This window comes from Rhizobium sp. CCGE 510, from assembly GCF_000292525.1.
Taxonomy (GTDB): domain Bacteria; phylum Pseudomonadota; class Alphaproteobacteria; order Rhizobiales; family Rhizobiaceae; genus Rhizobium.
This window is the reverse complement of record NZ_AEYF01000040.1, coordinates 265,874-289,850: the sequence shown is the minus strand read 5'-3', so window position 1 is coordinate 289,850 and position 23,977 is coordinate 265,874. Positions and strand designations below refer to the sequence as shown.

23 protein-coding genes are annotated in these 23,977 nt (G+C 61.4%); 8 read left to right on the top strand and 15 right to left on the bottom strand.

Annotated features, from left to right (window positions below):
- Positions 1-329: 329 nt before the first annotated feature.
- The 4 genes from prmC to RCCGE510_RS19540 form a co-directional block, all read right to left on the bottom strand.
- Entirely contained in the window at positions 330-1,190 is an 861-nt protein-coding gene (gene prmC, locus RCCGE510_RS19555; protein ID WP_007632777.1) for a peptide chain release factor N(5)-glutamine methyltransferase, read from the bottom strand.
- Entirely contained in the window at positions 1,187-2,266 is a 1,080-nt protein-coding gene (prfA, locus tag RCCGE510_RS19550; protein WP_007632776.1) for a peptide chain release factor 1, read from the bottom strand. The genes prmC and prfA overlap by 4 nt, the downstream gene beginning before the upstream one ends.
- A gap of 29 nt (positions 2,267-2,295) precedes the next feature.
- A complete protein-coding gene (gene ptsP / locus RCCGE510_RS19545) occupies positions 2,296-4,563 on the bottom strand; it encodes a phosphoenolpyruvate--protein phosphotransferase (RefSeq protein ID WP_007632774.1) in 2,268 nt (755 codons plus the stop codon).
- Positions 4,564-4,652: 89 nt separating this feature from the next.
- Entirely contained in the window at positions 4,653-5,927 is a 1,275-nt protein-coding gene (locus tag RCCGE510_RS19540) for an aspartate kinase (RefSeq protein ID WP_003566987.1), read from the bottom strand.
- 296 nt (positions 5,928-6,223) lie between these two features.
- On the opposite strand from RCCGE510_RS19540, the gene ubiG reads away from it, so the two are divergent.
- The 3 genes from ubiG to RCCGE510_RS33565 all read left to right on the top strand — a co-directional run bounded on the left by ubiG (position 6,224) and on the right by RCCGE510_RS33565 (position 7,601).
- Positions 6,224-6,970, top strand: a complete 747-nt coding sequence (gene ubiG / locus RCCGE510_RS19535) for a bifunctional 2-polyprenyl-6-hydroxyphenol methylase/3-demethylubiquinol 3-O-methyltransferase UbiG (protein ID WP_007632772.1) — start codon at positions 6,224-6,226, stop codon at positions 6,968-6,970.
- Positions 6,971-7,032: 62 nt separating this feature from the next.
- Complete coding sequence (locus tag RCCGE510_RS19530) at positions 7,033-7,305, top strand: type II toxin-antitoxin system ParD family antitoxin (RefSeq protein ID WP_007632771.1); 273 nt, start codon at positions 7,033-7,035, stop codon at positions 7,303-7,305.
- Positions 7,302-7,601: a type II toxin-antitoxin system RelE/ParE family toxin gene (locus tag RCCGE510_RS33565; RefSeq protein ID WP_007632770.1), complete on the top strand. Its 300-nt coding sequence runs from the start codon at positions 7,302-7,304 to the stop codon at positions 7,599-7,601. The genes RCCGE510_RS19530 and RCCGE510_RS33565 overlap by 4 nt, the downstream gene beginning before the upstream one ends.
- Before the next feature lie 4 nt (positions 7,602-7,605).
- Here RCCGE510_RS33565 and RCCGE510_RS19525 read toward each other — a convergent pair whose 3' ends face one another.
- The 4 genes from RCCGE510_RS19525 to RCCGE510_RS19510 are packed head-to-tail and all read right to left on the bottom strand — an operon-like array spanning position 7,606 to position 9,964.
- Entirely contained in the window at positions 7,606-8,034 is a 429-nt protein-coding gene (locus RCCGE510_RS19525; protein WP_007632769.1) for a DUF1178 family protein, read from the bottom strand.
- Positions 8,031-8,888 (bottom strand): carbon-nitrogen hydrolase family protein, encoded by an 858-nt coding sequence (locus tag RCCGE510_RS19520; protein ID WP_007632768.1) that lies wholly within the window; start codon positions 8,886-8,888, stop codon positions 8,031-8,033. Before RCCGE510_RS19520 ends, RCCGE510_RS19525 begins: the two co-directional genes overlap by 4 nt.
- A gap of 10 nt (positions 8,889-8,898) precedes the next feature.
- Positions 8,899-9,156, bottom strand: coding sequence for a glutaredoxin 3 (gene grxC / locus RCCGE510_RS19515; RefSeq protein ID WP_007632767.1), 258 nt, complete (start codon positions 9,154-9,156; stop codon positions 8,899-8,901).
- A gap of 31 nt (positions 9,157-9,187) precedes the next feature.
- A complete protein-coding gene (locus RCCGE510_RS19510; protein WP_007632765.1) occupies positions 9,188-9,964 on the bottom strand; it encodes a ComF family protein in 777 nt (258 codons plus the stop codon).
- 77 nt (positions 9,965-10,041) lie between these two features.
- Here RCCGE510_RS19510 and RCCGE510_RS19505 point away from each other — a divergent pair, with 77 nt between their 5' ends.
- Positions 10,042-10,926 (top strand): methyltransferase domain-containing protein, encoded by an 885-nt coding sequence (locus RCCGE510_RS19505; protein ID WP_007632763.1) that lies wholly within the window; start codon positions 10,042-10,044, stop codon positions 10,924-10,926.
- 15 nt (positions 10,927-10,941) lie between these two features.
- Here RCCGE510_RS19505 and RCCGE510_RS19500 read toward each other — a convergent pair whose 3' ends face one another.
- From RCCGE510_RS19500 to RCCGE510_RS19475, 6 genes are all read right to left on the bottom strand, one after another.
- Complete coding sequence (locus RCCGE510_RS19500; protein WP_007632762.1) at positions 10,942-11,109, bottom strand: Flp family type IVb pilin; 168 nt, start codon at positions 11,107-11,109, stop codon at positions 10,942-10,944.
- 70 nt (positions 11,110-11,179) lie between these two features.
- Positions 11,180-11,497, bottom strand: coding sequence for a hypothetical protein (locus tag RCCGE510_RS19495; RefSeq protein WP_007632761.1), 318 nt, complete (start codon positions 11,495-11,497; stop codon positions 11,180-11,182).
- Positions 11,498-11,724: 227 nt separating this feature from the next.
- A complete protein-coding gene (mutT, locus tag RCCGE510_RS19490; protein WP_007632760.1) occupies positions 11,725-12,138 on the bottom strand; it encodes an 8-oxo-dGTP diphosphatase MutT in 414 nt (137 codons plus the stop codon).
- On the bottom strand, positions 12,135-12,941 hold the full coding sequence (locus RCCGE510_RS19485; protein ID WP_007632759.1) for a GNAT family N-acetyltransferase: 807 nt from the start codon (positions 12,939-12,941) through the stop codon (positions 12,135-12,137). The genes mutT and RCCGE510_RS19485 overlap by 4 nt, the downstream gene beginning before the upstream one ends.
- On the bottom strand, positions 12,922-14,163 hold the full coding sequence (argJ, locus tag RCCGE510_RS19480; protein WP_007632757.1) for a bifunctional glutamate N-acetyltransferase/amino-acid acetyltransferase ArgJ: 1,242 nt from the start codon (positions 14,161-14,163) through the stop codon (positions 12,922-12,924). The genes RCCGE510_RS19485 and argJ overlap by 20 nt, the downstream gene beginning before the upstream one ends.
- Before the next feature lie 216 nt (positions 14,164-14,379).
- Positions 14,380-15,261, bottom strand: coding sequence for a peptidylprolyl isomerase (locus RCCGE510_RS19475; protein WP_007632756.1), 882 nt, complete (start codon positions 15,259-15,261; stop codon positions 14,380-14,382).
- A gap of 245 nt (positions 15,262-15,506) precedes the next feature.
- Between RCCGE510_RS19475 and secA the strand changes: the two genes are divergently transcribed.
- The 3 genes from secA (at position 15,507) to RCCGE510_RS19460 (ending at position 21,097) form a co-directional block, all read left to right on the top strand.
- Positions 15,507-18,224, top strand: a complete 2,718-nt coding sequence (gene secA / locus RCCGE510_RS19470) for a preprotein translocase subunit SecA (RefSeq protein WP_007632755.1) — start codon at positions 15,507-15,509, stop codon at positions 18,222-18,224.
- Between the two features lie 179 nt (positions 18,225-18,403).
- Positions 18,404-19,819, top strand: coding sequence for an oligosaccharide flippase family protein (locus tag RCCGE510_RS19465; RefSeq protein ID WP_037079260.1), 1,416 nt, complete (start codon positions 18,404-18,406; stop codon positions 19,817-19,819).
- Positions 19,820-21,097 (top strand): GNAT family N-acetyltransferase, encoded by a 1,278-nt coding sequence (locus RCCGE510_RS19460; RefSeq protein ID WP_007632753.1) that lies wholly within the window; start codon positions 19,820-19,822, stop codon positions 21,095-21,097.
- Here RCCGE510_RS19460 and RCCGE510_RS19455 read toward each other — a convergent pair.
- Entirely contained in the window at positions 21,094-22,725 is a 1,632-nt protein-coding gene (locus RCCGE510_RS19455; RefSeq protein ID WP_007632752.1) for an AMP-binding protein, read from the bottom strand. The genes RCCGE510_RS19460 and RCCGE510_RS19455 overlap by 4 nt on opposite strands.
- A 250-nt stretch (positions 22,726-22,975) precedes the next feature.
- Between RCCGE510_RS19455 and RCCGE510_RS19450 the strand changes: the two genes are divergently transcribed.
- Positions 22,976-23,956, top strand: coding sequence for an aldo/keto reductase (locus tag RCCGE510_RS19450; protein WP_007632750.1), 981 nt, complete (start codon positions 22,976-22,978; stop codon positions 23,954-23,956).
- The last annotated feature ends 21 nt before the right edge of the window (positions 23,957-23,977 follow it).

The following is a 23,977-nucleotide window of genomic DNA, read 5'->3' as shown; positions in this document are numbered from 1 at the left end:
GAATTCTCTGTTTATGATGGATACATGGCACCAACCGCCATGACCGAAAAGCGGGTCAGGACCTTTGTGCCGCGAGCATACTGCGCCTTTGCGCCGACCTGCCGCTTGGTTTTCAAGTCAGATTGACTGATTCACGCATTGGGTCGTGTTCAACCGTTGAAACTCTCGTTTAAAAGAGCGGACCCCCGAGGCAAACCAAGTACCGAACGAATCTCGTTCATTCCTATCTGCCCAACACGTGCTCGCAACCTATATTGCTTCCCTGGGAAATCCAAGCCTTTTCTTCGCAATAACAATCATGTCCTGTTCGATGCAGCAATTATCGCCTGTCACGCGAGCGCGAACACGAGCACCCTATCGTTCTGACCATAATCTTTTACGGATTTGACGCACTTGAAGCCCTTCGCTTCAAAAATCGCCGTCACATCGTTTCGCTGATCGTAGCCGATTTCCAGCCCAACGACCCCATCGGGCCTCATGAACCTCGCAGCATCTTTGGCGATGGCGTTGTAGGCGTCAAGCCCATCCAGGCCGCCATCCAGAGCCGCAACCGGATCAAATTTCGTCACTTCGGGAGTGAGATCGTGAATGACATTGGAGGCAATATAGGGCGGATTTGAGACAATCACGTGAAACGAACCCTGAATGCTCTCGAACCATCTCGACTGTACGGCTTGAAAACGATCCTGTAGTCCGTGTCTTTCCGCATTCGATCTTGCCGTTCGAAGTGCATCCGCCGATATGTCGCTGCCGATACCTGACGCCTCAGGACATTCGCTCAAAAGCGCAAGGCATATCGCCCCTGTCCCGGTTCCCATATCAAGAATATGGAGGCGGTCTTGTGCCTTTGCAAGGTCCTTGAGATAGACAAGCACCGTATCGACCAAGATTTCGGTATCCGGCCGCGGTTCCAGCGTTTCCACCGACAGCCGAAGCGGCAGGCCGTAGAACTCCCGCTCGCCGAGAATGCGATGCACCGGCTCATGACCGAGCCGCCGCTCCACCGCCTTGAAAATCATCTCAGCCTGCTCAGAAGAAAGCCTCTCGGACGATCGCGTCAAAAGCTCGGTCGGCGATAGTTTCAGAAGACCCGCGACAAGCAACCGCGCATCGGTCGCCGGGTCGACGATACCTGCTTCGGTGAAGCGGCGGCGCGCTTCGGAAAGCATATCGGCGACCGTCGAACTCATTGCTGCTCGCCGAGCTGCGCCAGCTGACTGGCCTGGTAATCAGCCATCAGCGCATCCACCACCTCCTCGATCTCGCCTTCCATCATCCGGTCGAGCTTATAGAGCGTCAGATTGATACGATGATCGGTGATGCGGCCCTGCGGGAAATTATAGGTTCGGATGCGTTCCGAGCGGTCGCCGGAGCCGACCTGGCTCTTGCGGTCGGCGGAGCGCTCGCTGTCGGCCCTCTGCCGCTCGGCATCGTAGAGCCTGGAGCGCAGCACCTGCATCGCCTTGGCGCGATTCTGGTGCTGCGATTTTTCCGAGCTGGTGACGACGATGCCGCTCGGCAAATGGGTGATGCGCACCGCCGAGTCCGTCGTATTGACGTGCTGGCCGCCAGCACCCGAAGAGCGCATCGTGTCGATACGGATATCCTCCTGGCGGATCTCGATGTCGATCTCCTCGGCCTCCGGCAGCACCGCCACCGTTGCGGCCGACGTATGGATGCGCCCGCCCGCCTCGGTCGCCGGGACACGCTGCACGCGATGCACGCCGGATTCGAATTTCAGCTTGGCGAACACGCCCTTGCCGGTGATCGTCGCGATGATTTCCTTGTAGCCGCCGGCTTCGCCCTCGCTCGCCGAGAGCGCCTCAACCTTCCAGCCTTTCTCCGCCGCGAAACGCTCGTACATGCGAAAGAGATCGCCGGCAAAAAGGGCCGCTTCCGAGCCGCCTGTGCCGGCGCGGATTTCGAGGATGGCGCTCTTTTCGTCAGCGGCATCCTTCGGCAGCAGCAGGATCTGCATCTCCTGCTCAAGCGCCTCGATCTGCTCTTTCACCTCGGGCAGCTCCAGCTCCGCAAGGTCGCGCATTTCGCGGTCGACCGACTTGTCCTCCAGCAGCGTTTCGAGATCGGCAAGCTCGGCGATCGCCTTCTCATAGGCGCGGATCTTCGTCACGACGGGCTGAAGCTCGGAATACTCGGATGCGAGCTTCACATAGACATCGGCAGCCGGACCGGCCGACATGCGCGCTTCGATCTCGCCGAAACGACGTTCCAGCTCGCGCATCTTTTCAACGGGAAGCTTCGCCACCCTTCACTCCGATTCTTCTTAGTCTCTGCCTAAAGGGGAATATTGTGGCTTTCGGCGAAGCGGGCAAGCACCTCGCGCATCGGCATCATGGCGTGGATATCGTCCAGCACCTCGTCCATCGCCTTGGTCAGCGCCCCGACATCGAGCCCGAGCAGCATTGCCTTCACCGGTCCGATCGAGGCCGGCGACATCGAGATCGAACGGAAGCCGATGCCGAGCAGCGCCATCGCCGAGATCGGTTTGCTGGCGAGTTCGCCGCAGAGCGTCACCGGCGTCTTGTTCCGGTCCGCCCCGCGCACGATATCGCGCAGGATGCGCAAAAACGGTTTGCCGAGCGGATCGAAGCGGTCCGAGACCCGCGCATTGCCGCGATCGACCGCCATCGAAAACTGGAAGAGGTCGTTCGAACCGACCGAGACGAAATCGACCGCCTCCATCAGTTCATCGAGCTGCCAAAGCAGTGCAGGCACCTCCAGCATCGCTCCGAATTGCAGCTTGCGCGGCAGCCCGTGGCCGAAGCGCGAGAGGTGCTGCACTTCCTTCTGCAACAGCTCGCGCACGATCTTCAGCTCGGAAACCTCGGTCACCATCGGCACCATCAGCTTCAGCTCGGTGTCTGCCGATGCCTTCAGCAGTGCGCGCAGCTGGGTGCGCAACAGTCCCGGTCGGTCGAGCGACAGCCGGATGGCACGCCAGCCGAGCGCGGGATTTTCTTCCTCATGGCCGCGGAAATACGGCACGACCTTGTCGCCGCCGATATCGAGCGTACGAAAGGTGACGGTGCGGCCCGCCGCCTGTTTTATCACATTGCGATAGAACTGCTCCTGCTCGTCCGCCTTCGGCATGGTGGAGGCGATCATGAACTGCAGTTCGGTACGGAAGAGGCCGATGCCCTCGGCACCCGATTCCGAAAGCTGCGGCAGGTCGACCAGCAGCCCGGCATTCATCATCAACGCGATCCGCTGGCCATCCTTGGTCACCGGCTCGACGGCGCGCAGCGCCCGGAACTGTTCCTGCCGCCTGGCGCGGAAGCGAACCTTTTCCTCGTAGGAACGCCGGTGATCGGCCATCGGCCGCAGATGCACATGTCCCGCGTCGGCATCGATGATCACGGCATCGCCGTTCTCGGCGAGCGCCACCACACCGGCTGCCTGGCCGATGACCGGAATACCCATGGCGCGCGCGACGATCACCACATGGCTCGTCACCGCGCCTTCTTCCAACACCAGCCCACGCACATTGGCACGCGGATAATCGAGCAGCTCGGCCGCCCCCATGGCACGCGCCACGACGACCGCGTCGTTGGGGAAACCTTCGGCGGTCGTCCGCCCGGTATATCCCGTCAATTGTCTGAGCAGCCGGTTCGCCAGATCCTCGAAATCATGCATGCGTTCGCGCAGATAGGGGTCGGTCAACCGCATCATCCGCGCTTTGGTGTCGCTCTGCACCTTCTCGACCGCCGCTTCCGCCGTCAGTCCGTTGCGGATCGCCTCCTCGAGCTTGCGCACCCAGCCCTGGTCATGCGCGAACATGCGATAGGTTTCGAGCACCTCGCGGTGTTCGCCCTCCATCGACACGTCGCGACGTGACAGCATGTCGTCGATCGAGATCCTCAGCGAGCCCATAGCTTCGGCCAGCCGCCGGATTTCCTTCTCGGCATCCTCGTTCAACAGATTGGTGACGACGATGCGCGGCTCGTGCAGCACGACGTAGCCGAGGCCGATGCCGTCATTATACGTGTCGCCGTCGACGGTCACCGAACGCGTCAGGTCGAGTTCGAGGCCGGGCTTGGTGATCTTCTTCAGCTCGCCGGTGGCGATCATTTCGGCAAGCACCATTGCCGTCGTCTCGAGCGCTTCCAGCTCTTCCTCGCGATAGGTGCGGCTCGCCTTGTTCTGCACCACGAGAACGCCGAGCGAGCGCCCGGTTCTCAAGATCGGCACGCCGAGGAAGGAATGGTAGATTTCTTCGCCCGTTTCCGGCAGGTAGCGGAAGGCAGGGTGCGACTGCGCGTCGGAAAGGTTTAGCGGCTGGGCCGAGGCCGCGATCGTGCCGACCAGGCCCTGCCCCATCTTCAGTTGCGCCAAGTGCACGGCCTCGCGGTTGAGACCCTCGGTCGCAAAGAGTTCGAGCACGCCGTCGGCCCGCAGCACGTAAACGGAGCAGACCTCCGCCACCATGTTGCCGGCGATCTGGCGGACGATCCGGTCAAGACGATCCTGCGGCTCCAGCGGCTCCGCCATCAACTCGCGCAGCCGCCTGAGCAGCACGCGCGGACCGCCGGAAAGGTCTCTCATGGCGTCTCAAGCTCCCGAAACAACGCGCTCATTCCCGGCGGGCCGGCCCTCGTCTCCTCAACCTGAAGGGGCAGGCCACCCACTGGGAATCAATTCTTATCCAGACCGTAGCAGGAATGCAAAGTCCTGACAGCGAGTTCTGCATAGGGGCCGTCGATCAGGATGGAAATCTTGATCTCGGAGGTGGTGATAGCCTTGATGTTGATACCTTTTTCGGCAAGTGCACGAAATGCGGTAGCGGCAACGCCGGCATGGCTGCGCATGCCGATGCCGATGACCGACACTTTCACCAGCCCCGATTCGTTTTGCACGACATCGTAGCCGATCTTCTCCTTATGGTCGCCGAGCACCTTGATCGCCTTCTCGACGTCGCCCGACGGCACGGTGAAGGTCATGTCGGTCTTCGACCCGTCCTCGGAAATATTCTGGACGATCATATCGACATTGATATGGGATTCGGCGAGCGGCCCGAAGATCGCCGCGGAAACGCCCGGCCGGTCGGCAAGACGGCGAAGCGAGATCTGAGCCTCATCCTTGGCATAGGCGATGCCGGTGACTACTTCCTGTTCCACGATTTCATCCTCGTCACAAATCAGCGTTCCGGGTGGGTTTAGCAGATCGCCCATGCCCGGAGCATCGGGATCTTCGAATGACGAGCGCACGAAGGTGCGCACCTTGTGCACCATGGCAAGCTCGACCGAGCGCACCTGCAGCACCTTGGCGCCGAGGGAAGCCATCTCGAGCATTTCCTCGAAGGCGATCTTCTTCAGCCTGCGCGCTTTCGGCACGATGCGCGGGTCGGTCGTGTAAACGCCGTCGACATCGGTATAGATATCGCAGCGATCCGCCTTGACAGCTGCCGCGATGGCAACGGCCGAAGTATCCGATCCACCGCGTCCGAGCGTCGCGAGGCGGTTGTCGGGTCCCAGTCCCTGGAAGCCGGCAATGACGGCAACCTGCCCCTCGCCCATCCGTTTGACGATGTCGGAACCGTCGATTTCCATGATGCGCGCCGCGCCATGCGCGTTGTCGGTGCGGATCGGGATCTGCCATCCCTGCCACGAGCGCGCATTGATATCCATCGCCTGCAATGCGATCGCCAGCAACCCGGAGGTCACCTGCTCGCCGGAGGCGACCACCGCATCATATTCCCGCGCATCGTAAAACGGCGAATTGGCGCCGATCACCTTCGGCATGCCCTGGACCCAGCCGACCAGCTCGTTGGTCTTGCCGGACATGGCCGACACCACAACCGCCACCTCGTGGCCGGCATCGACTTCGCGTTTGACATGGCGGGCAACGTTCTTGATGCGGTCCAAGTCAGCGACGGACGTGCCGCCGAATTTCATTACGATGCGTGCCATATGCCTCTACCACGACTGGCGCCGGGAAAGCGGAAAACCGGACCCGGCATCACGAAAGCTCTAGGGCGGACCGCTTGGCCAGAGAGCTGGGCTCCCGACTTCTGGAACCGCTCAAAAAGCCTAGGTCCCCAAGGCCCCAAGTTGCGGCGTCTCTTAGCGAGTTTGGCGGGGGGAGGCAAGCGCGCGCGATAAAAGCAATTGGCGAACGGCTTCGCACTCATCCGTCCCTTGGTCTGCGCCCTTGACTTATGCCCTCGATCGTCCGACTTCACGTATCAAGAACGAAGGAGTGGACGATGACGGAAGGCGCCAGAAGCACGATCGACCAGGGCGAAGTGGACCGCTTCTCGGCGATGGCGGCAGAATGGTGGAACCCGACCGGCAAGTTCAAGCCGCTGCACAAGTTCAATCCCGTCCGCCTCACCTATATAAGAGACAAGGCCTGCGAGAATTTCGGCCGCGATCCGAAAGGCGCCCGCCCGCTGGACGGCCTGCGTGTACTCGATATCGGCTGCGGCGGCGGTCTGTTGTCCGAACCGGTCGCCCGCATGGGCGCCTCGGTCGTTGGCGCCGATCCGTCGGAGAAGAATATCGGCATCGCCTCGACCCATGCGAAAGCCTCGGGCGTTTCGGTCGACTACCGCGCCGTCACCGCCGAGGAACTCGCCGACGCCGGCGAAACCTTCGACATCGTCTTGAACATGGAAGTGGTCGAACACGTCGCCGACGTCGAGTTCTTCATGACCACCTGCGCGAAAATGGTCCGCCCTGGCGGCCTGATCTTCGTTGCCACCATCAACCGCACGATGAAAGCGGCAGCGCTCGCCATCTTCGCCGCCGAGAACATCCTGCGCTGGCTGCCGCGCGGCACCCATCAATATGAGAAACTGGTACGTCCGGAAGAGCTGGAAAAGCCATTGACGGCAAGCGGCCTCGAAATCACCGACCGCACCGGCGTCTTCTTCAATCCGCTGTCGAACCAGTGGAACCTGTCCAAGGATATGGACGTCAATTATATGCTGCTGGCCAAGCGCGGGGCGTAGAGCAAAGTCCTTACGCCCGCAAAATTGTGATAAGGTGATCCGGTCATCCGAAAGGAAAACCGATGGGCGAAGCCGCAAAAGTTACCGTTACCCTTGAGCCTCGTCTCGAAGAATATGTGCGCGACGAGGTCGCCCGCGGCGCCTATAAATCGAGCAGCGACTATATCGAAAGTGTGCTCCGCGAGCGCTACGATGATGATCGACGCGTTCACGAACTGGAAGACGAGTTACAAAAGGGCATCGCCGATCTGGAAGCGGGACAGGTCATGTCCCTCGACGAGGCGTTCGACAGTGTCTATGCGGAACTTGGTCTGGACAAGCTCCGCCCTCGATGAGGGTTGTTTTTTCGCGAGCTGCCCGCGCCGATCTGCTCACAGTTGGTCGGCATATTCTTGAACAAAATCCGGCACGCGCTTTGCCATTCATGGAGGAATTGCGCTCCGCATGCATGGAGATTACAGACATGCCGCATGCCTTTGTCGAACTCCGGTTGCCACGGCTGACAGGAGTTCGGAGACGTCCTTTCGGAAACTACCTTATCTTCTATCGAATTGAAGATTCGACCGTGCAGGTAATGCGTATCCTGCATGGCGCGCGCGATTACGCCCGCATCCTTCGACGGATGACTTGAAGGCTTAATTCACATCCTCGGGCAACACAGGAATGGCGGCGATCTCGATGCCCTCTTCGAGCAGCGCCTGCGCCTCATCGACCGTCGCCTGGCCGATGATGCCGCGGGCATCCGCCTCACCATAGTGGATCTTGCGGGCTTCCTCGGGAAACTGCGTGCCGACGTCCTCGGAATTGGCTTTGACCGCCGCGACCGCTTCTTTGAGCTTTTGCAGGGCCTCCTGACGCATGGCATTCATCGCCAGCGTCTGCCTCTCGTCCTTCTTCCGCGCGGTCGAAACCGACGGTGCCATCAGCAGCTTGGACACGGCGGCGGAATGACAGACCGGACAGGTCAGGAAACCGGTCGCGACCTGACGGTCGAAATCGGCACTTTCGGAAAACCAACCTTCGAATTCATGGGCATTGTCACAGCTGAGGGAATAGCGAATCAAGCGGCGACGCCTCCGGCGACTGCTCCCGCAATTTTCTCGACCGAAAATTCCCGGCCATTCCTGAGATTCGGGATCTTGTCATGCGCAGCCTTGACCGCGCCGGGATCGATCTCGGCGATAATGACCGCCTCCCCTGTGGCGCCGGCCGATGCCAGCACCGTGCCCCAGGGATCGACGATCATCGAATGGCCGAAGGTCTCGCGCCCGTCCTCGTGGCGGCCAGCCTGCGCGGCGGCGATGACGAAGACGCCGTTCTCGATCGCACGTGCCCTGAGCAATATCTCCCAATGCGCCTCGCCGGTCTGCTTGGTGAAGGCGGCGGGAACTGTCATCACCTCGGCGCCGGCAACCGCCTGAGCGCGGAAGAGCGCCGGAAAACGCACGTCATAGCAGATCGCGAAGCCCATTTCGGCAAAGGGTAGCGACAGGACCCGCGCCTCCGAGCCGGCTGTATAGGCGGCACTCTCACGCCAGCTCTCGCCATTGTCGAGGTCGACGTCGAACATGTGGATCTTGTCGTAGCGATTGAGGATCTTGCCGTCGGGCCCAAACAGGAAACCGCGATTGGCGATCTTGCCGTCGGCCAGCGCGATCGCCGTCGATCCGACATGCATGTGGATGCCGAATTCCCTCGCAAGCTCGGAGCCGGTCTTGACGATGATGTCATGCGCCTCGTCTGCGAGCACGGCGCGCGCCGCGGCGCGATCGCGCTGCAGCATGCCGGTCATCTCGGGCGTCTGCACGTAGGTCGCACCCTGGGCAGCGGCCTCGCGCACCAGCCGTACCATGGTGGCGGCGTTCTTCACCGGATCAACCCCGGAGCACATCTGGACGGCGGCGGCCTTGAAGCTCATCGGTTCTTCCTCAAGCCGCCAGCATCGGATCGAGCTTGCCGGCCCGGTCGAGCGCAAACAGGTCGTCGCAACCGCCGACATGATCGGGGCCGATAAAAATCTGCGGAAAAGTGGTGCGGCCGTTGGACTTGCCGATCATTTCCTGGCGAAGATCCGGTGAATATGTCGCATCGTGCTCGATGTAGTCGACGCCCTTTTCTTCGAGAAGGGATTTGGCGCGGGTGCAATAACCGCAGAACTGCCGCGTATAGATGGTGACGGGTACCATAAGCTCTCCAGACCGATGCCGGGTATTTCTGTCATATAGGCTCGGAGAGAGCCCTTGCAAAGGTCAAAACCGTTATCTCGGCCGCGCCCGCCTTGCGCAGCGTCCGGCTTGCCGCAGCCACCGTCGCCCCTGTTGTATAGACGTCGTCGACGAGGACGATGCGCTTGCCGAAAATGTCGTTTTCGCAACCCTTGGCGATCGCGAAAGCGCCTCTGACATTGTCCTCGCGTGCCTTCGCGCCAAGGCCGACTTGCTGGCTGGTGCGCTTGACGCGCACAAGCGTGGCGGCCAGTAGCGGCTTGCCCGAGAGCCTTGCCATATGGCGGGCAAGCTCGGCTGCCTGGTTGAATTTGCGCGTAAACATACGGGTGCGGTGCAGCGGCACCGGGATCAGCGCATCGCAGCTTTCGACCGTCCCGTCGGAAGCCCGCAGCATCCAGGCTGCCATCATCGGCGCCAGATCGGTGCGGTCGCGATATTTCAGCCCATGCACGAGATCGCGGACCGCATGGTCGTGGGTCGCAGCCGAGCGCAGCTGATCAAAGGGCGGCGGGTTGGCAATCGCCTCGGCGCTGAGGATGCCGGCGCCGAGATCATGCGAGAAGGGAATGCCGAGCACCTCGCAAAAGGGCCGCTCGATGAAGCGGATCCCGGACCAGCACTTTGCGCAGAGCCCGCGATGGCCACTGGCCGAAATGCCGCAGACGGAACAGGCCGGGGGATAGAGAAAATCGGCAAGCGCCGAAAACGGCCGCAAGAGCTGCGCCCGCAAGAACTCCGCCGGTCTTTCGAAATCAATCGGCCCCATGGCGTCGAGACTAGCCTGTTCTCCTCCAAAGGAAAATCACCTTGCTGCTACTACGGAGCGGGACTAAGGACATCGTCATGGAAACGATCTTCGACAAAACCCTGATCGCCGCGCATCGCCATCGCGCGCTTGCCAATAGCGACCCGAAAGCCGCCTTTCTGCTCGACATCGCCGCTGAGGAAATGGCGGAAAGGCTTGCTGTGGTCGAACGGACCTTCGAGACCGCCGTCGAACTTCATGGCGCGACTGGGGCCGTCGCCCGGGCCGCGCTGGCGACCGGCAAGATCGGCACGATGATCCGCATCGAGAGCGAGAAGGCCTATGCGGGCCCAGGCGAAACCTTGATCGAGGCGCCGCTTGAGGACGTGCCGCTAGAACCGCAATCGGCCAATCTCATCCTTGCTCCTCTCAGCCTGCATCTGACCAACGATACGCCAGGCGTCTTCATCCAGATCCGCCGCGCTCTGAAGCCGGACGGCCTGTTCCTGGCGGCCATCCCGGGTGCCGGCACGCTGCAGGAGCTGCGCGACGTGCTGCTGGCCGCCGAAGTCGAAATGACCGGCGGCGCCAGCCCGCGTGTCATCCCCTTCGCCGATGTGCGCGATGTCGGCAGCCTCTTGCAGCGCGCCGGCTTCACACTGCCGGTGATCGACGCGGAAAACTACACGGTCCGATATGATTCGCTATTTCCGCTGATGCGCGATCTGAAAGCGATGGGCATGAGCAATCCGCTTGCAGCCCGCGGCCGGGTGCCGCTGACGCGCGCCTTCTTCCTGCGTGCAGCCGAGATCTATGCCGAGCGCTATTCCGATCCAGACAGGCGCATCCGCGCGACCTTCTCGATCATCTATGTCTCGGGATGGGCGCCGCACGAAAGCCAGCAAAAGCCGCTGAGGCCGGGTTCGGCCAAGGCACGCCTTGCCGATGCGCTGAAAGTGGACGAGCACAAGCTCAGCCAGTAAGAGCCGGTTGCCTCTTCAATTCGCGGGCATACCGTTGTTGATCACGTTGAAGACATTCTGAAGGGCGCCGGTGAAGAACCCGAGACCCGAAACGAGCGCGCCGCAAATGATCGCGGCGATCAGACCGTATTCGATGGCCGTCGCACCTCTGTTATCTGCAAGAAATGCTTTCAAAAGACGCATGACCCCAACCCCCGGCGCGAACTGACAGCAAACGACCATTCCACGACCATCGGGCGATGGCCGGCATTTTTCAGCAACCGGCGCCGACGCCATAGCCCTGGACGACGCAGACCGAACCGGGCGTATCCTGGAGGACGCTGCGGCGAATCGTATAACGCTTGCCGCTTTCGCTCTTCGGGATCGATCCGGTTGTCATCGTGTCGAATTCAACCGGCGCGCTGGCAAAGACGCTCTTCTTCGAGGAATCCGCAAGCATCGGCGTCAGGATAAGCGTCAGGGCGACCACCGCCGTGCCGAACAGAAGAGCGATATTGAGCGCACCCGTCCTGCGCGAGGCAGACGAAACCCGTTCCTTTTCCCGGACAGCTTTCCAGAAATCATCGTCCATGACGTCAAGCCTTTTAATACACGCACGCCAGATGCTTGATTGAGGCCGATCTTTGGCAGAAGGTGTTAAACGATCCATTAATATCCACAGCCGAAAATGGCTCGACGTGATAATAATCAGGTAACGCTAATACATATCATCGGGAAATTTGCAGCGGTTCCGAGGATACATCATGCAAAAGACAAAGACTAAAGCGCATCATCCGAATCCGGATGGCATGATGCGCTTTAAAGTAAATCCTGCAGCATCGGGATGAGCGGCTCGTCGGCCGGCGGCATCGGGTAATCGCGCAGCGCCTGCGGACGCACCCATTTCAGTGCCTGGCCCTCGCGGCCCTGGGGAATGCCCTCATAGCGCCGGCAGATATAAAGCGGCATCAAAAGGTGGAAGGTCTCGTAGGAATGGCTGGCGAAGGTCAGCGGCGCTAGGCAGGCGATCTTGGTGTTGATGCCGAGCTCTTCTTCGAGCTCCCGCACCAGCGTTTCCTCCGGCGTCTCGCCAGGCTCGACTTTGCCGCCGGGAAACTCCCACAACCCGGCAAGCGATTTGCCCTCGGGGCGCTGTGCCAACAGGATACGCCCGTCGGCATCGATCAGCGCACAGGCGACGACCAGCAATATCTTCCGGCCGGCATCGCTCATCGCGGCTCCTGCTGCCAATAGCAATAATGATAGGCGTCGCGAAAACCGAGGCGTTCATAGAGTGCGATGGCCGGACGGTTGGAGAGCTTCACCTGCAGCCAGGCCGACCGGGCGCTGCGCATGCGCGCCCAGCGCAACGCCGAGGTCAGGATCTCGGTACCCAGTCCCTCGCGCCGCCGCGTTTCGGAGACCGAAAGCGACATGATGCCGGCTAGGTCGTTGTCCTGGACGCAGAGCACGGTCGCAAGCGGGCCGTCCGCCGCGTTCTCGATCATGAACAGGCCCGACGGCGGCTTGATCGCCGAAATGATTTCGGCAAGCGCCGGCTTCAAGCTCAGTGGCGCGCGATCGACGGCGAGGTTGGCATCGACGAAACGGCCGACATCATGGGTCGGCAGGTGATCGAGCGTATCCGGCAGCTCGGCTTCGGCAAGGTCGCAGGTCATCACCACCGTCTCGTCGAACCGCGTCCAGCTCTGCGCGCGCAAAAGCTCGATCAGCACCGGCGAAGCAAGCGGCGTCTGGCGGATGACGGCGGCGCGGCCATAAGCCTCGAACTTCCGCCTTGCCTTTTCCAGGCGGATTTCGACGTCGCGATGATCCGAGGGATCGAGCGGCACAATCGAATTCAACCGATTGGACGGATGGCCGGCGGTCAGCCGTACCTGCCAGCTGCCGTCATATTGCACAGATGCCGCCGGCCAAGCACGGAAACCGACGGCCTCCAGTCTGCGCACCAGCGGTAGATTGTGTGAAGAGATCAATGCCTGCACCAAAGAACGATCAGCTCCGATAGTCGCCATTGATCGCAACATATTCCTTGGTGAGGTCGCAGGTCCAGACGGTTGCCGAACCCGCGCCGAGTCCAATGTCCACTTTGACGGGGATATCCTGCGCCTTCATGACATTCGAGGCCGCTTCCTCGGAATAATCGGGATCGCGTTCGCCATTGACGGCGACCCTGATGTCACCAAACCAGATGGCGAGCCGGTCGCGGTCGGCCATCTCGCCCGATTTGCCGACCGCCATGACGATGCGGCCCCAATTGGCGTCTTCGCCGGCGGCCGCCGTCTTGACCAGCGGCGAATTGGCGATCGACAGTCCGATGCGCTTGGCTGCGGCATCGCTCTCGGCGCCCGTCACGGTGATTTCGAGCATCTTGGTCGCGCCCTCGCCGTCACGCACCACCTGCAGCGAAAGATCCTTCAGCACGTCGTTGAGCGCGGCCCGGAATGCGGCAAGGCGCGGGTCGTCGGCGCGTTCGATACGGGCCTGGCCGTCCTCGATCGCTGCACCCGTCGCAAACAGCATCAGCGTATCGGAAGTGGAGGTGTCGCTGTCGACGGTCATGGAATTGAAGGTCGGACCGACGCCATCGGACAGAAGCACCTGCAGCACCTCGGGCGCGATGTCGGCATCGGTGACGACGAAGGAAAGCATCGTCGCCATATCGGGCGCGATCATGCCGGCGCCCTTGGCAATGCCGTTGATCGTCACGACGACGCCGCCGATCTCAGCGCTGCGGGTCGAAACTTTTGGATAGGTGTCGGTCGTCATGATCGCTTTGGCGGCCTCGAACCAGAAATCGCCGGTCGCCTCGTCCCGCATCCGCTCCAGAACGCCTGAGAATTTGGTGGCGTCGAGCGGTTCGCCGATGACGCCGGTCGAGGCCAGATAGACTTCGTTTTCAGCGCAGCCGACCGCAGATGCAGCCGACTTCGCCGTTAGTGCGGTCGCCTGCCGGCCCTTCAGGCCGGTGAAAGCATTGGCATTGCCGGAATTGACGACGACGGCGCGGGCAGTGCCATGCGGCAAATTGGCCCGGCAGAAATCGACCGGAGCCGACGGGCACTTCGAACGGGTGAAGACCCCCGCAACAGCCGCCGGCTTGTCGAAGACCATCATCAGCACGTCGGTGCGGTTCTTGTACTTGATACCGGCGGAAGCCGTCGCCATGCGCACGCCGCGCAGCGGCGGCATCGAGACGAAGGATTTCGGAGCGAGCGGAGAGACGGAACCGGACATGATGAAGCCTGTCAATGGGCATTTCCAGGCGAAATGGAAACCGGTTCGCCGTCCGGAAATGCAACAACAACGATATTACAGCGCCGCGCGTCTTTTCAGACGCGCAAAGGACGCTGTAACACTTTAAAATTGCTGCATAATTTTGCCCTTAAATCGATTCCGATTTAAGGAATTATGCAGTAAAGGGCCCGGAAAAACCGGGCCCTGATGCGAATATTACTGCTTCGGCGCCGGCGCGACGGGCTCACTGCCCGGCTCCGGCTGCTTGTTGGCCTGATCGTAACCCTTGCGCAGCGTCTCGTCGGTGATTTCGATCTTGGCGGAGGCCTTCGCCTTGTTCAGAAGCTCAAGATACTTGTCGCGCATGACGAGCTGACGAACCTGATCCTGCACCTGCTCGAAGGGCGGCGGCGCGGCGTCGCGCTTATCCTCGACCTTGATGACGTGATAGCCGAAATCGGTTTTGACAGGCGTCTTGGAATAGGTGCCCTTCTCCATCGCGAAGGCCGCGTCCTCGAATTCCTTGACCATGCGGCCGCGCGAGAAATAGCCGAGGTCGCCGCCTTCCGATTTGTTCGGATCGGTGGACTTTTCCTTGGCGAGTTCGGCGAAATCCTTGCCGGCGTCGAGCTGCTTGATGATGTCCTTGGCTTCGTCCTCGGTCTTCACGAGGATATGACGGGCGTGAACTTCTTCCTGCTTCGGCAGAGCAGCCACTTCCTTGTCGTAGCGGGCCTTGACTTCCTCAGGCGTCACGATGTCGACGACATGCTTCTTGAAGTAGGCGTTGTGCAGCTCGCGGTCGGTGAGATACTGCATGCGCTTCTTGAATTCGTCGGTCTGATCGAGCTTCTCGGCCGCAGCGTCGGCAGCGAGCAGCTTCACGTCGATGGCGGCGGAAAGGGCTGCGACCTTCTTCTGGTCATCGGGAAGCTGCGCCAGCTGCGGGTCGAGATTGGCGACGGCGAGGTCGAGTTCCGACTGGTGAATTTCCAGCGTGCCGACCTTGGCGATGACGGCGTCATCGGCATAGGCCGGGGCCTGGAGCGCAACTAAAGTTGCAAACGCCAGTACGGCAAGTTTGTTGGTGCTCAACATGAAATACCCTTCACAGTTACATCGCCGGTTTCAGCATCGCCTGAATCGGCCCAAAATAGCCATCAACACCGGATTGTGGCCTTTCTGTATCCGCCAAATCCGTTGACATCATTCGACCCCCCTCTTATCTGTCACGCAACCTCGCGTCCAGAACAGTTTCCGGGCGTTTTAGCCGCGCGCCTGATTTTCGGCTGGGCCGCGAACAACAAACGTCGGGGATGAATATTTGAGAAAGGACCAGTCATATGGTCAGCTTTGGCGGTCTAGCCCGCAAGTTGTTTGGATCTTCCAATGACCGCCGCGTGCGGTCCTTCCAGCCGAACGTCACTGCCATCAACTCTATCGAAGAGAAGACCAAGGCCCTGACGGACGAGCAGCTCGCGGCAAAGACCGTAGAGTTTCGTGCGCTGCTTGCCGAGGGCAAGACGCTCGACGACATTCTGATCCCGGCCTTTGCCGTCGTGCGCGAAGCCTCGCGCCGCGTTCTCGGCCTGCGACCTTTTGACGTACAGCTGGTCGGCGGCATGATCCTGCATTCCAATGCGATCGCCGAGATGAAGACCGGCGAAGGCAAAACCCTCGTCGCCACCCTGCCGGTCTATCTGAACGCGCTTTCCGGCAAGGGCGTGCACGTCGTCACCGTCAACGATTACCTCGCCCAGCGCGATGCCGCGACCATGGGCCGCGTCTACAGCTTCCTCGGCATGACTACCGGCGTCATCGTCCACGGCCTCTCCGACGAGGAACGCCACGCGGCCTATGCCTGCGACATCACATACGCCACCAACAACGAACTCGGCTTCGATTATCTGCGCGATAACATGAAGTACGAGAAGAACCAGATGGTCCAGCGCGGCCACAACTTCGCGATCGTCGACGAAGTGGACTCGATCCTCGTCGACGAGGCGCGCACGCCGCTGATCATCTCCGGTCCGCTCGACGACCGCTCCGAACTCTATAATACGATCGACGCCTACATTCCGATGCTGGTGCCCAGCGATTACGAGATCGACGAGAAGCAGCGCTCGGCCAACTTCTCCGAAGAGGGCACCGAGAAGCTGGAAAACCTGCTTCGTCAGGCCGGCCTTTTGAAGGGCAACGCACTCTACGACATCGAGAACGTCGCGATCGTCCACCATGTCAACAACGCGCTGAAGGCCCACAAGCTGTTCCAGCGCGATAAGGACTATATCGTCCGCAACGACGAAGTCGTCATCATCGACGAATTCACCGGCCGAATGATGCCGGGCCGCCGTTATTCGGAAGGTCAGCACCAGGCGCTCGAAGCCAAGGAAAGGGTGCAGATTCAGCCGGAAAACCAGACGCTGGCCTCGATCACCTTCCAGAACTATTTCCGGATGTACGCCAAGCTTGCCGGCATGACCGGTACGGCGCAGACGGAAGCAGAAGAATTCGCCAACATCTACAATCTCGACGTCATCGAGGTTCCGACCAATCTGCCGATCCAGCGCCTCGACGAGGACGACGAGGTCTACCGGACCTTCGACGAGAAGTTCAAGGCGATCATCGAGGAGATCCTCGACGCCCACAAGCGCGGCCAGCCGGTACTCGTCGGCACCACCTCGATCGAAAAATCGGAACTGCTCGCAGAGCGCCTGCGCAATCAGGGCTTCGACGACTTCAAGGTGCTGAACGCCCGCTATCACGAGCAGGAAGCCTATATCGTCGCCCAGGCCGGCGTGCCGGGTGCCATAACGATCGCCACCAATATGGCGGGCCGCGGCACCGACATCCAGCTCGGCGGCAACCTCGACATGCGCATCGAGCGCGAACTCGGCGAAGTCGAAGCCGGTCCGGAGCGTGACGCCCAGGTCCAGGCAATCGTCGAGGAAATCAAGGAACTCAAGCAGAAGGCGCTCGCCGCCGGCGGTCTCTACGTCATCGCTACCGAACGCCATGAAAGCCGCCGCATCGACAACCAGCTGCGCGGCCGCTCCGGCCGTCAGGGCGACCCCGGCCGCTCGAAATTCTACCTCTCGCTTCAGGACGACCTGATGCGGATCTTCGGCTCCGACCGCATGGACAGCATGCTGACGAAGCTCGGCCTCAAGGAGGGCGAGGCAATCGTCCATCCGTGGATCAACAAGGCCCTGGAGCGCGCCCAGAAGAAGGTCGAAGCCCGCAACTTCGATATCCGTAAGAACCTCTTGAAGTATGACGACGTTTTGAACGATCAGCGCAAGGTGATCTTCGAGCAGCGCCTCGAACTGATGGAATCGACCAATATTTCCGAGACCGTTTCCGACATGCGTCGTGAGGTGATCGAGGATCTGGTCGAAAAGCACATCCCCGAGCGCGCTTATGCCGAACAATGGGATGCTGCCGGCCTGAAGACCGGTGCTTTGAACATCCTCAATCTCGACCTGCCGATCGACGACTGGGTGAAGGAAGAAGGCATTGGCGAAGACGATATTCGCGAGCGCCTGACGGAAGCCACCAACGCCGCCTTCACTGAGAAAGCCGAGCGTTTCGGTGACGATATCATGCATTATGTCGAACGCTCGGTCGTCATGCAGACGCTCGATCATCTCTGGCGCGAGCACATCGTCAATCTCGACCATCTGCGTTCCGTCATCGGCTTCCGCGGCTATGCCCAGCGCGATCCGCTGCAGGAATACAAGTCGGAAGCCTTCGAGCTGTTCACCGCGCTGCTCAATAATCTGCGCGAGGCGGTGACTGCCCAGTTGATGCGCGTCGAGTTGGTGCAGCAGGCCCCCCCTGAGCCCGAACCGCCGCTGATGCAGGCCCATCACCTGGATCCGACCACCGGCGAGGACGATTTCGCCCCGGCGATCTACCAGGCGTCGGAAGTCATCGTTTCCCCTGAGAATCGTAACCCCGACGACCCGGCCACCTGGGGCAAGATCGGCCGTAACGAGACCTGCCCCTGCGGTTCCGGCAAGAAGTACAAGCATTGCCACGGCGCCTTCGAACAGGTCTGAGGCAAGCCGCAAAGACTGCGAAAATGCCGCCTTCGGGCGGCATTTTCTTTTTTGGCCGCGGCGCCGGAAAACGCAATTTCAGCGTCGAGCAGCAAGCCCGATCCGGAACCGTTTCTTAACCCTGTTCTGTCAAGACTTCGGGACGATTTGCCTGACCTTCAGAGTTTTGCGTGTTCATCATGGCGGTCATAGAAACAGCGGAGAAGATGCTGCCCGCGGGTCTGCGCCCGATCGGCGGCCGCACGCTGCGCATGCTTGCTGCCGTGCTCACCGAACGGGGTGAGAAGGCGGCCGCTCAGCGCATGGCGCTGACGGCCTTTTCGATCCGCATCCTCAGCGCAGCTCTCGCCTTCGTCTCCCAGATCGTGCTTGCCCGGCTGATGGGCGAATATGAATACGGCATCTTCGTTTTCGTCTGGGTGCTGGTCGTCGTCTTCGGCGATCTCTCATGCCTGGGTTTCCACACGGCGATCATCCGCTTCCTGCCGCAATACAGGGCAGCCGGCGCCTTCGAGGAAATCCGCGGCCTCACCGGCACGGCACGCATCTTCGCGCTGCTTTCGGGCACGGCGGTGCTCGCCGCCGGCATGCTCGGGCTGCATTTCTTCGGCCACATGATCCAGGTCTACTATCTCGTCCCGATATTCCTCGGCCTGCTCGCCATGCCGATGATCGCGCTCGGCGACATTCTCGAAGGCACGTCGCGGGCAAACCACTGGCCGGTGATGGCGCTTGGCCCGGTCTATATCGTCCGGCCGATCCTCATCATCCTCTTCATGCTGATCGCCATTGCAAGCGGCGCCGAGCATACGGCCGTCACCGCGATGCAGGCAGCACTCGCCGCAACCTTCGTCACCGCGCTCGGCCAGTATGCCGCAACGCTCTATCGCCTTCGCCGGCACTATGACAAAGGGCCGCACAAGGTCGATTTCCTTGCCTGGATCAGCGTCGCCTTTCCGATTTTCCTGATCGAGGGCGTGAGCTTCCTGCTCACCAATTCCGATGTCGTCGTCGTCGGCATCTTCCTCGAGCCGCACGACGTCGCCATCTACTTCGCCGCCGCCAAGACGATGGCGCTGGTGCATTTCATCAATTTCTCGGTCAAGGCCGCCTCCGGCCCGCGCTTTTCCTCGATCATCGCCGAAGGCGACCATGCGCAGTTGGCTGCTGCCGCCATCGACGCCGCCCGCTGGACCTTCTGGCCCGCACTCGGCGTCGGCCTTGCGGTGCTCGCCGCCGGCCATCTTCTGCTGTCGCTCTTCGGCGGCGCCTTCACTTCGGGTTATCTGGTCATGGCGATCCTGCTTGCCGGCATCCTCGCCAAGTCCTTGGTCGGCCCGGCCGAAACGCTGCTGATGATGGCCGGCAAGCAGAACCTCTGCGTCGCGCTCTACGCCGGCGCGCTGACGGCCAATGTCGGCCTCAACCTTGCTTTGATCCCGCATTACGGCATCGAAGGCACGGCGATCGCCACGGCTTCGGCCATGGCGGTCGAGGCAATCCTGCTGCATCTTGCCGTGCGCCGCTCGCTCGGCATCGTCCTCTTCGCCTTCGCCAGCCCCTCCGCCGCAACGCCAGAAATGAGAGTTCGATAGATGGTGCGTATTCCTCCCGTTACCGAAAGCACCGACAGCGCTGCCAACCGCATGGTGCATGATCTCGCCGCGCTGCATTTTGAAGCGCCGCGGGCCGAGGCGCGCGCCGAGATCGGCCGGCCGGGGCGCGAGCTCTGCCTCTATCCCGGCAAGCTCGGCTATGAACTGCAGGAAGAGCTCGACTTTCTCTCCCACCGGGCGATGGAACCGAACGTCTTCTTCTCCGGCCGCTTTCTTGCTCCCGCCATGCCGCGGCTCGAAGACCGGCAGGTAAACTTTGCCCTGATCCGCGACCATAATGCCGGCCGCAGCCGCATGCGGTTTCTGATGCCGTTTTCGATCGACAAGCCGGGCTTTGCCGTCGGCCCGTCGATCATCCGCGGCTGGTCGAACAGTTTCGGCCCACTCGGCACGCCGCTGGTCGACAGCGAGGATGCCGCCGAGACCCTCGACAACCTCTTCGAGGGACTGACTGCGCGCGATCTCAACCTGCCCGGTATATTGGTTCTTCCGGATCTCAGGCTGAACGGCCTCTTCGTGCGCATGATCAAGGCCGTGGCGCTCAGCCGCAATCTCCCCGTCACCGTCACCAATCCCTACTTGCGCCCGATGCTGCAGAGCGACGAAGAGGCGCCGGCCTATCTTGGCCGCACCATCTCTTCCTCGCACATGCGCGAGATGCGCCGCCAATGGCGTCTGCTGGAAGAACAGGGGACGGCGGTTTATACCGTCGCCCGCCAGCCGCGCGAAATCCACATCCGTTTCGAGGAATTCCTGGCGATGGAAGCCGGCGGCTGGAAGGGCAAGCGGCGAAGCGCTCTCGTCACCGATCGCTATCATACGGCCTTCGCCCGCGAGGCGGTGTCGAACCTTGCCGCCGTCGATGCCGTGCGTATTCACACGATCGATCTCAACGGCAAGGCGATCGCCGCCATCGTCGTTTTGATGATGGGCGGCGAAGCTTATACCTGGAAGACCGCCTATGACGAGAGCTATGCCCGCTATTCGCCGGGCAAGTTGTTGATGAGCGAACTCACCGAATGGCATCTCGACGACGCCAATATCGTGCGCTCCGATTCCTGCGCCGTCTCCGATCATCCGATCATGAGCCGCTTCTGGCAGGAGCGCGAGGAGATGGGGACACTGGTGATCGGCCTGACGCAGAACGGCGACCGTGACATGCGCCAGGTTTCGGCCCAGCTCCACATGTATCGCAGCACCCGCAACATGGCGAAGATGCTGCGCGAGAAGATCATGTCGCTCGCCGGCCGGGGCTAACCTTCAATCGCTGCCCTTTCGCGCAGCAGCCGGCGGATTACCTTGCCGGTGGTCGTCAGCGGCAATGCATCGATGAATTCCACCTCGCGCGGATATTCGTGCATTGAGAGCCGCGTCTTCACCCACTCTCTTATCTCGGCGGCCAGCGCCTCGCTGGGATGATGGCCTGGTGACAGAACGATATAGGCCTTGACGATTTCGGTGCGCACAGCATCGGGTTTACCGACAGCGGCGGCAAGCTGCACGGCGGGGTGCCCGATCAGACAATCCTCGATTTCGGCCGGGCCGATGCGGTATCCCGACGAGGTGATGACGTCGTCGTCGCGGCCTTCGAAGGTGACGTAGCCGTCCGCATCCTGCCGGCCGATATCGCCGGTGAGCATCCAGCCTTTGGCGAATTTTCGCGTCGTCGCCGCCGCATCGTCCCAATAGCCGAGGAACATCACGGGATCGGGACTGGCGATAGCGATCTGGCCGGGTTCGCCGACGGGCAACGCGTCACCCGCTTCGCTGACGATCGCAACGCGATGCCCAGGCACCGCCCGTCCGATGGCACCCGCCTTGGTGACGCCATGGGCAGCGCTCGAAGCGAGCACGAAATTGCACTCCGTCTGGCCGTAGAATTCGTTGACGGTGATGCCGAGCGCGCGCTGTGCCCATTCATAGGTCTTGCGGCCGAGCGCCTCCCCAGCCGAGCCGATCGTGCGCAGCACCAGATCGTATTTCGAGCGCGGATCGGTCACGGATCGCATCAGCCTCAATGCCGTCGGCGGAATGAAGGCGTTGCGCACCCTCATCTCGGCCATGATCCGGTAGGCCGTGTCGGCATCGAATTTCTGCGCCGGCGACGAGACGACGGGGACGCCGAGCAGCAGGCTCGGCAGCAGCGCGTTGAGCAGCCCACCCGCCCAGGCCCAGTCGGACGGCGTCCAGACCTTGTCGTCCACTTTTGGAAAGCCCTCATGGGCGAACTGCATGCCCGGGATATGGCCGGGCAGAACCCGGTGGCCATGCAGCGCACCCTTCGGCGGCCCCGTGGTTCCTGAGGTGAAAATCATCAGCGCCGGATCGTCCGGACTGGTTTTGAGGCCGTCGAAGACGGGGGAGTGGCGGTCCACCAGTTCGCCGAAGGCGGCAGCATCGGCACTCGCCCCGTCGATGCTGACGATATGTTTCAGCGTCGGCAGGCGACCGCGGATCTGGCGGATGCGTTCGAGACCGAAGCCATTGGTGACGACGGCCACCACGCCTGCCGCCTTCAGTCGGTATTCCAGCGCATCGACGCCGAAGAGCAGCGCCAGCGGCAGCGCGATCGCTCGGGTCTTGTAGATCGCCACATGCGCGATCACGGTCTCGAAAGACTGTGGCAAGAGCAGCGCGACGCGATCGCCGCGTTCGATGCCAAGCGAAACCAGCGCATTTGCAAAGGCCGAGGAACGGTCGGCGAGCGCGCGGTAGGTCAGGGTGCGGTGATGGCCGTCCGGGCTGAAATGTTCGAGGCAGACGCGCTCCGGCTCCCTTGCCGCCCAGTCATCGCTAACGGCGCGACCGATGTTGAAATCTTCGGGAATCCGCCACGAGAAATCGCGATAGAGATCGTCGTAGCGATCATGGGACGGCAGTATCATAGGCGAAATCCGGTGAATGCTGCACCAGCTAACACCTTGTACTGCAAATGCGCAAGCGGCCGGTCCAGGCGGCGATGACAGGCTGGCTTCAAAGCCCATCACGCATTGTTGTGCGCTTGGCAGAACGGATTGTTCGTCGTAAGCCCTGCGACTTTGCCGGTTTCCGCGCTAGATCATGGAAAGCCGTCCCCTCGGGGCATCGAATTGGGGGCATCGGATTGGGTCATCAAATTCATCACGGAGCCGTTTCATGGAATATGCAAAATTTGGCAAGACCGGTCTGGAAGTCTCGAAAATCTGCCTGGGCTGCATGACCTTCGGCGATCCTGGCCGCGGCAACCATGCCTGGAGCCTGCGGGAGGAAGAAAGCCGGGCGATGATCAAGCAGGCGATCGGCCTCGGCATCAATTTCCTCGACACCGCCAACACCTATTCCAACGGCTCCTCGGAGGAGATCGTCGGTCGCGCCATAAAAGATTTAGCCAAGCGTGAGGACATCGTGCTGGCGACCAAGGTATTCAACCGCATGCGGCCGGGGCCGAACGGCGCCGGCCTGTCGCGCAAGGCGATCTTCGATGAGATCGACAACAGCCTGCGCCGCCTCGGCACCGATTATGTCGACCTCTACCAGATCCACCGTTTCGACTATGGGACGCCGATCGAGGAAACGCTGGAAGCGCTGCACGATGTCGTCAAAGCCGGCAAGGCGCGTTATATCGGCGCCTCCTCCATGTATGCCTGGCAATTCGCCAAGGCGCTTTACGTCTCGAGGCTGAACGGCTGGACCGAATTCGTCAGCATGCAGGACCATCTTAACCTGCTTTACCGCGAGGAAGAGCGGGAAATGCTGCCGCTCTGCGAGGATCAGAAGATCGCCGTCATTCCCTGGAGCCCGCTTGCCCGCGGCCGGTTGACCCGCGACTGGGACGAAGCGACGGCACGCAGCGAAACCGACGAATTCGGCAAGACGCTCTACACGCAGTCGATCGATGCTGACCGCAGAATAGTCGAGGCCGTGGCCGAGATCGCCCAGGCCCGCGGCATCTCCCGCGCCCAGGTCGCAACCGCCTGGATCTTGCAGAAGAATGCCGTGACCGCCCCGATCATCGGCGCTTCCAAACCGAACCACCTCAGCGACGCCGTTGCCTCACTCTCCGTCAAACTGACCGCCGAAGAAATCGCCGCACTGGAAGCACCCTACATCCCGCACGCCGTCGCCGGCTTCAAATAACCGCCGTCCGGAGCGGGGGAT

Coding starts and splice junctions, on each gene's coding strand:
- RCCGE510_RS19460 (WP_007632753.1), top strand. CDS start 19,820: ATGGTGCGTATTCCTCCCGTTACCGAAAGCACCGACAGCGCTGCCAAC.
- ptsP (WP_007632774.1), bottom strand. CDS start 4,563: ATGAGAGACCTTTCCGGCGGTCCGCGCGTGCTGCTCAGGCGGCTGCGC.
- RCCGE510_RS19475 (WP_007632756.1), bottom strand. CDS start 15,261: ATGTTGAGCACCAACAAACTTGCCGTACTGGCGTTTGCAACTTTAGTT.
- RCCGE510_RS19455 (WP_007632752.1), bottom strand. CDS start 22,725: ATGATACTGCCGTCCCATGATCGCTACGACGATCTCTATCGCGATTTC.
- RCCGE510_RS19495 (WP_007632761.1), bottom strand. CDS start 11,497: ATGGACGATGATTTCTGGAAAGCTGTCCGGGAAAAGGAACGGGTTTCG.
- mutT (WP_007632760.1), bottom strand. CDS start 12,138: ATGAGCGATGCCGGCCGGAAGATATTGCTGGTCGTCGCCTGTGCGCTG.
- RCCGE510_RS19465 (WP_037079260.1), top strand. CDS start 18,404: ATGGCGGTCATAGAAACAGCGGAGAAGATGCTGCCCGCGGGTCTGCGC.
- RCCGE510_RS19450 (WP_007632750.1), top strand. CDS start 22,976: ATGGAATATGCAAAATTTGGCAAGACCGGTCTGGAAGTCTCGAAAATC.
- RCCGE510_RS19540 (WP_003566987.1), bottom strand. CDS start 5,927: ATGGCACGCATCGTAATGAAATTCGGCGGCACGTCCGTCGCTGACTTG.
- RCCGE510_RS19520 (WP_007632768.1), bottom strand. CDS start 8,888: ATGAGCTTCAAGGCCGCCGCCGTCCAGATGTGCTCCGGGGTTGATCCG.
- RCCGE510_RS19485 (WP_007632759.1), bottom strand. CDS start 12,941: ATGGCGACTATCGGAGCTGATCGTTCTTTGGTGCAGGCATTGATCTCT.
- RCCGE510_RS33565 (WP_007632770.1), top strand. CDS start 7,302: ATGAGGGTTGTTTTTTCGCGAGCTGCCCGCGCCGATCTGCTCACAGTT.
- RCCGE510_RS19530 (WP_007632771.1), top strand. CDS start 7,033: ATGGGCGAAGCCGCAAAAGTTACCGTTACCCTTGAGCCTCGTCTCGAA.
- secA (WP_007632755.1), top strand. CDS start 15,507: ATGGTCAGCTTTGGCGGTCTAGCCCGCAAGTTGTTTGGATCTTCCAAT.
- RCCGE510_RS19505 (WP_007632763.1), top strand. CDS start 10,042: ATGGAAACGATCTTCGACAAAACCCTGATCGCCGCGCATCGCCATCGC.
- prmC (WP_007632777.1), bottom strand. CDS start 1,190: ATGAGTTCGACGGTCGCCGATATGCTTTCCGAAGCGCGCCGCCGCTTC.
- ubiG (WP_007632772.1), top strand. CDS start 6,224: ATGACGGAAGGCGCCAGAAGCACGATCGACCAGGGCGAAGTGGACCGC.
- grxC (WP_007632767.1), bottom strand. CDS start 9,156: ATGGTACCCGTCACCATCTATACGCGGCAGTTCTGCGGTTATTGCACC.
- argJ (WP_007632757.1), bottom strand. CDS start 14,163: ATGTCCGGTTCCGTCTCTCCGCTCGCTCCGAAATCCTTCGTCTCGATG.
- RCCGE510_RS19510 (WP_007632765.1), bottom strand. CDS start 9,964: ATGGGGCCGATTGATTTCGAAAGACCGGCGGAGTTCTTGCGGGCGCAG.
- RCCGE510_RS19500 (WP_007632762.1), bottom strand. CDS start 11,109: ATGCGTCTTTTGAAAGCATTTCTTGCAGATAACAGAGGTGCGACGGCC.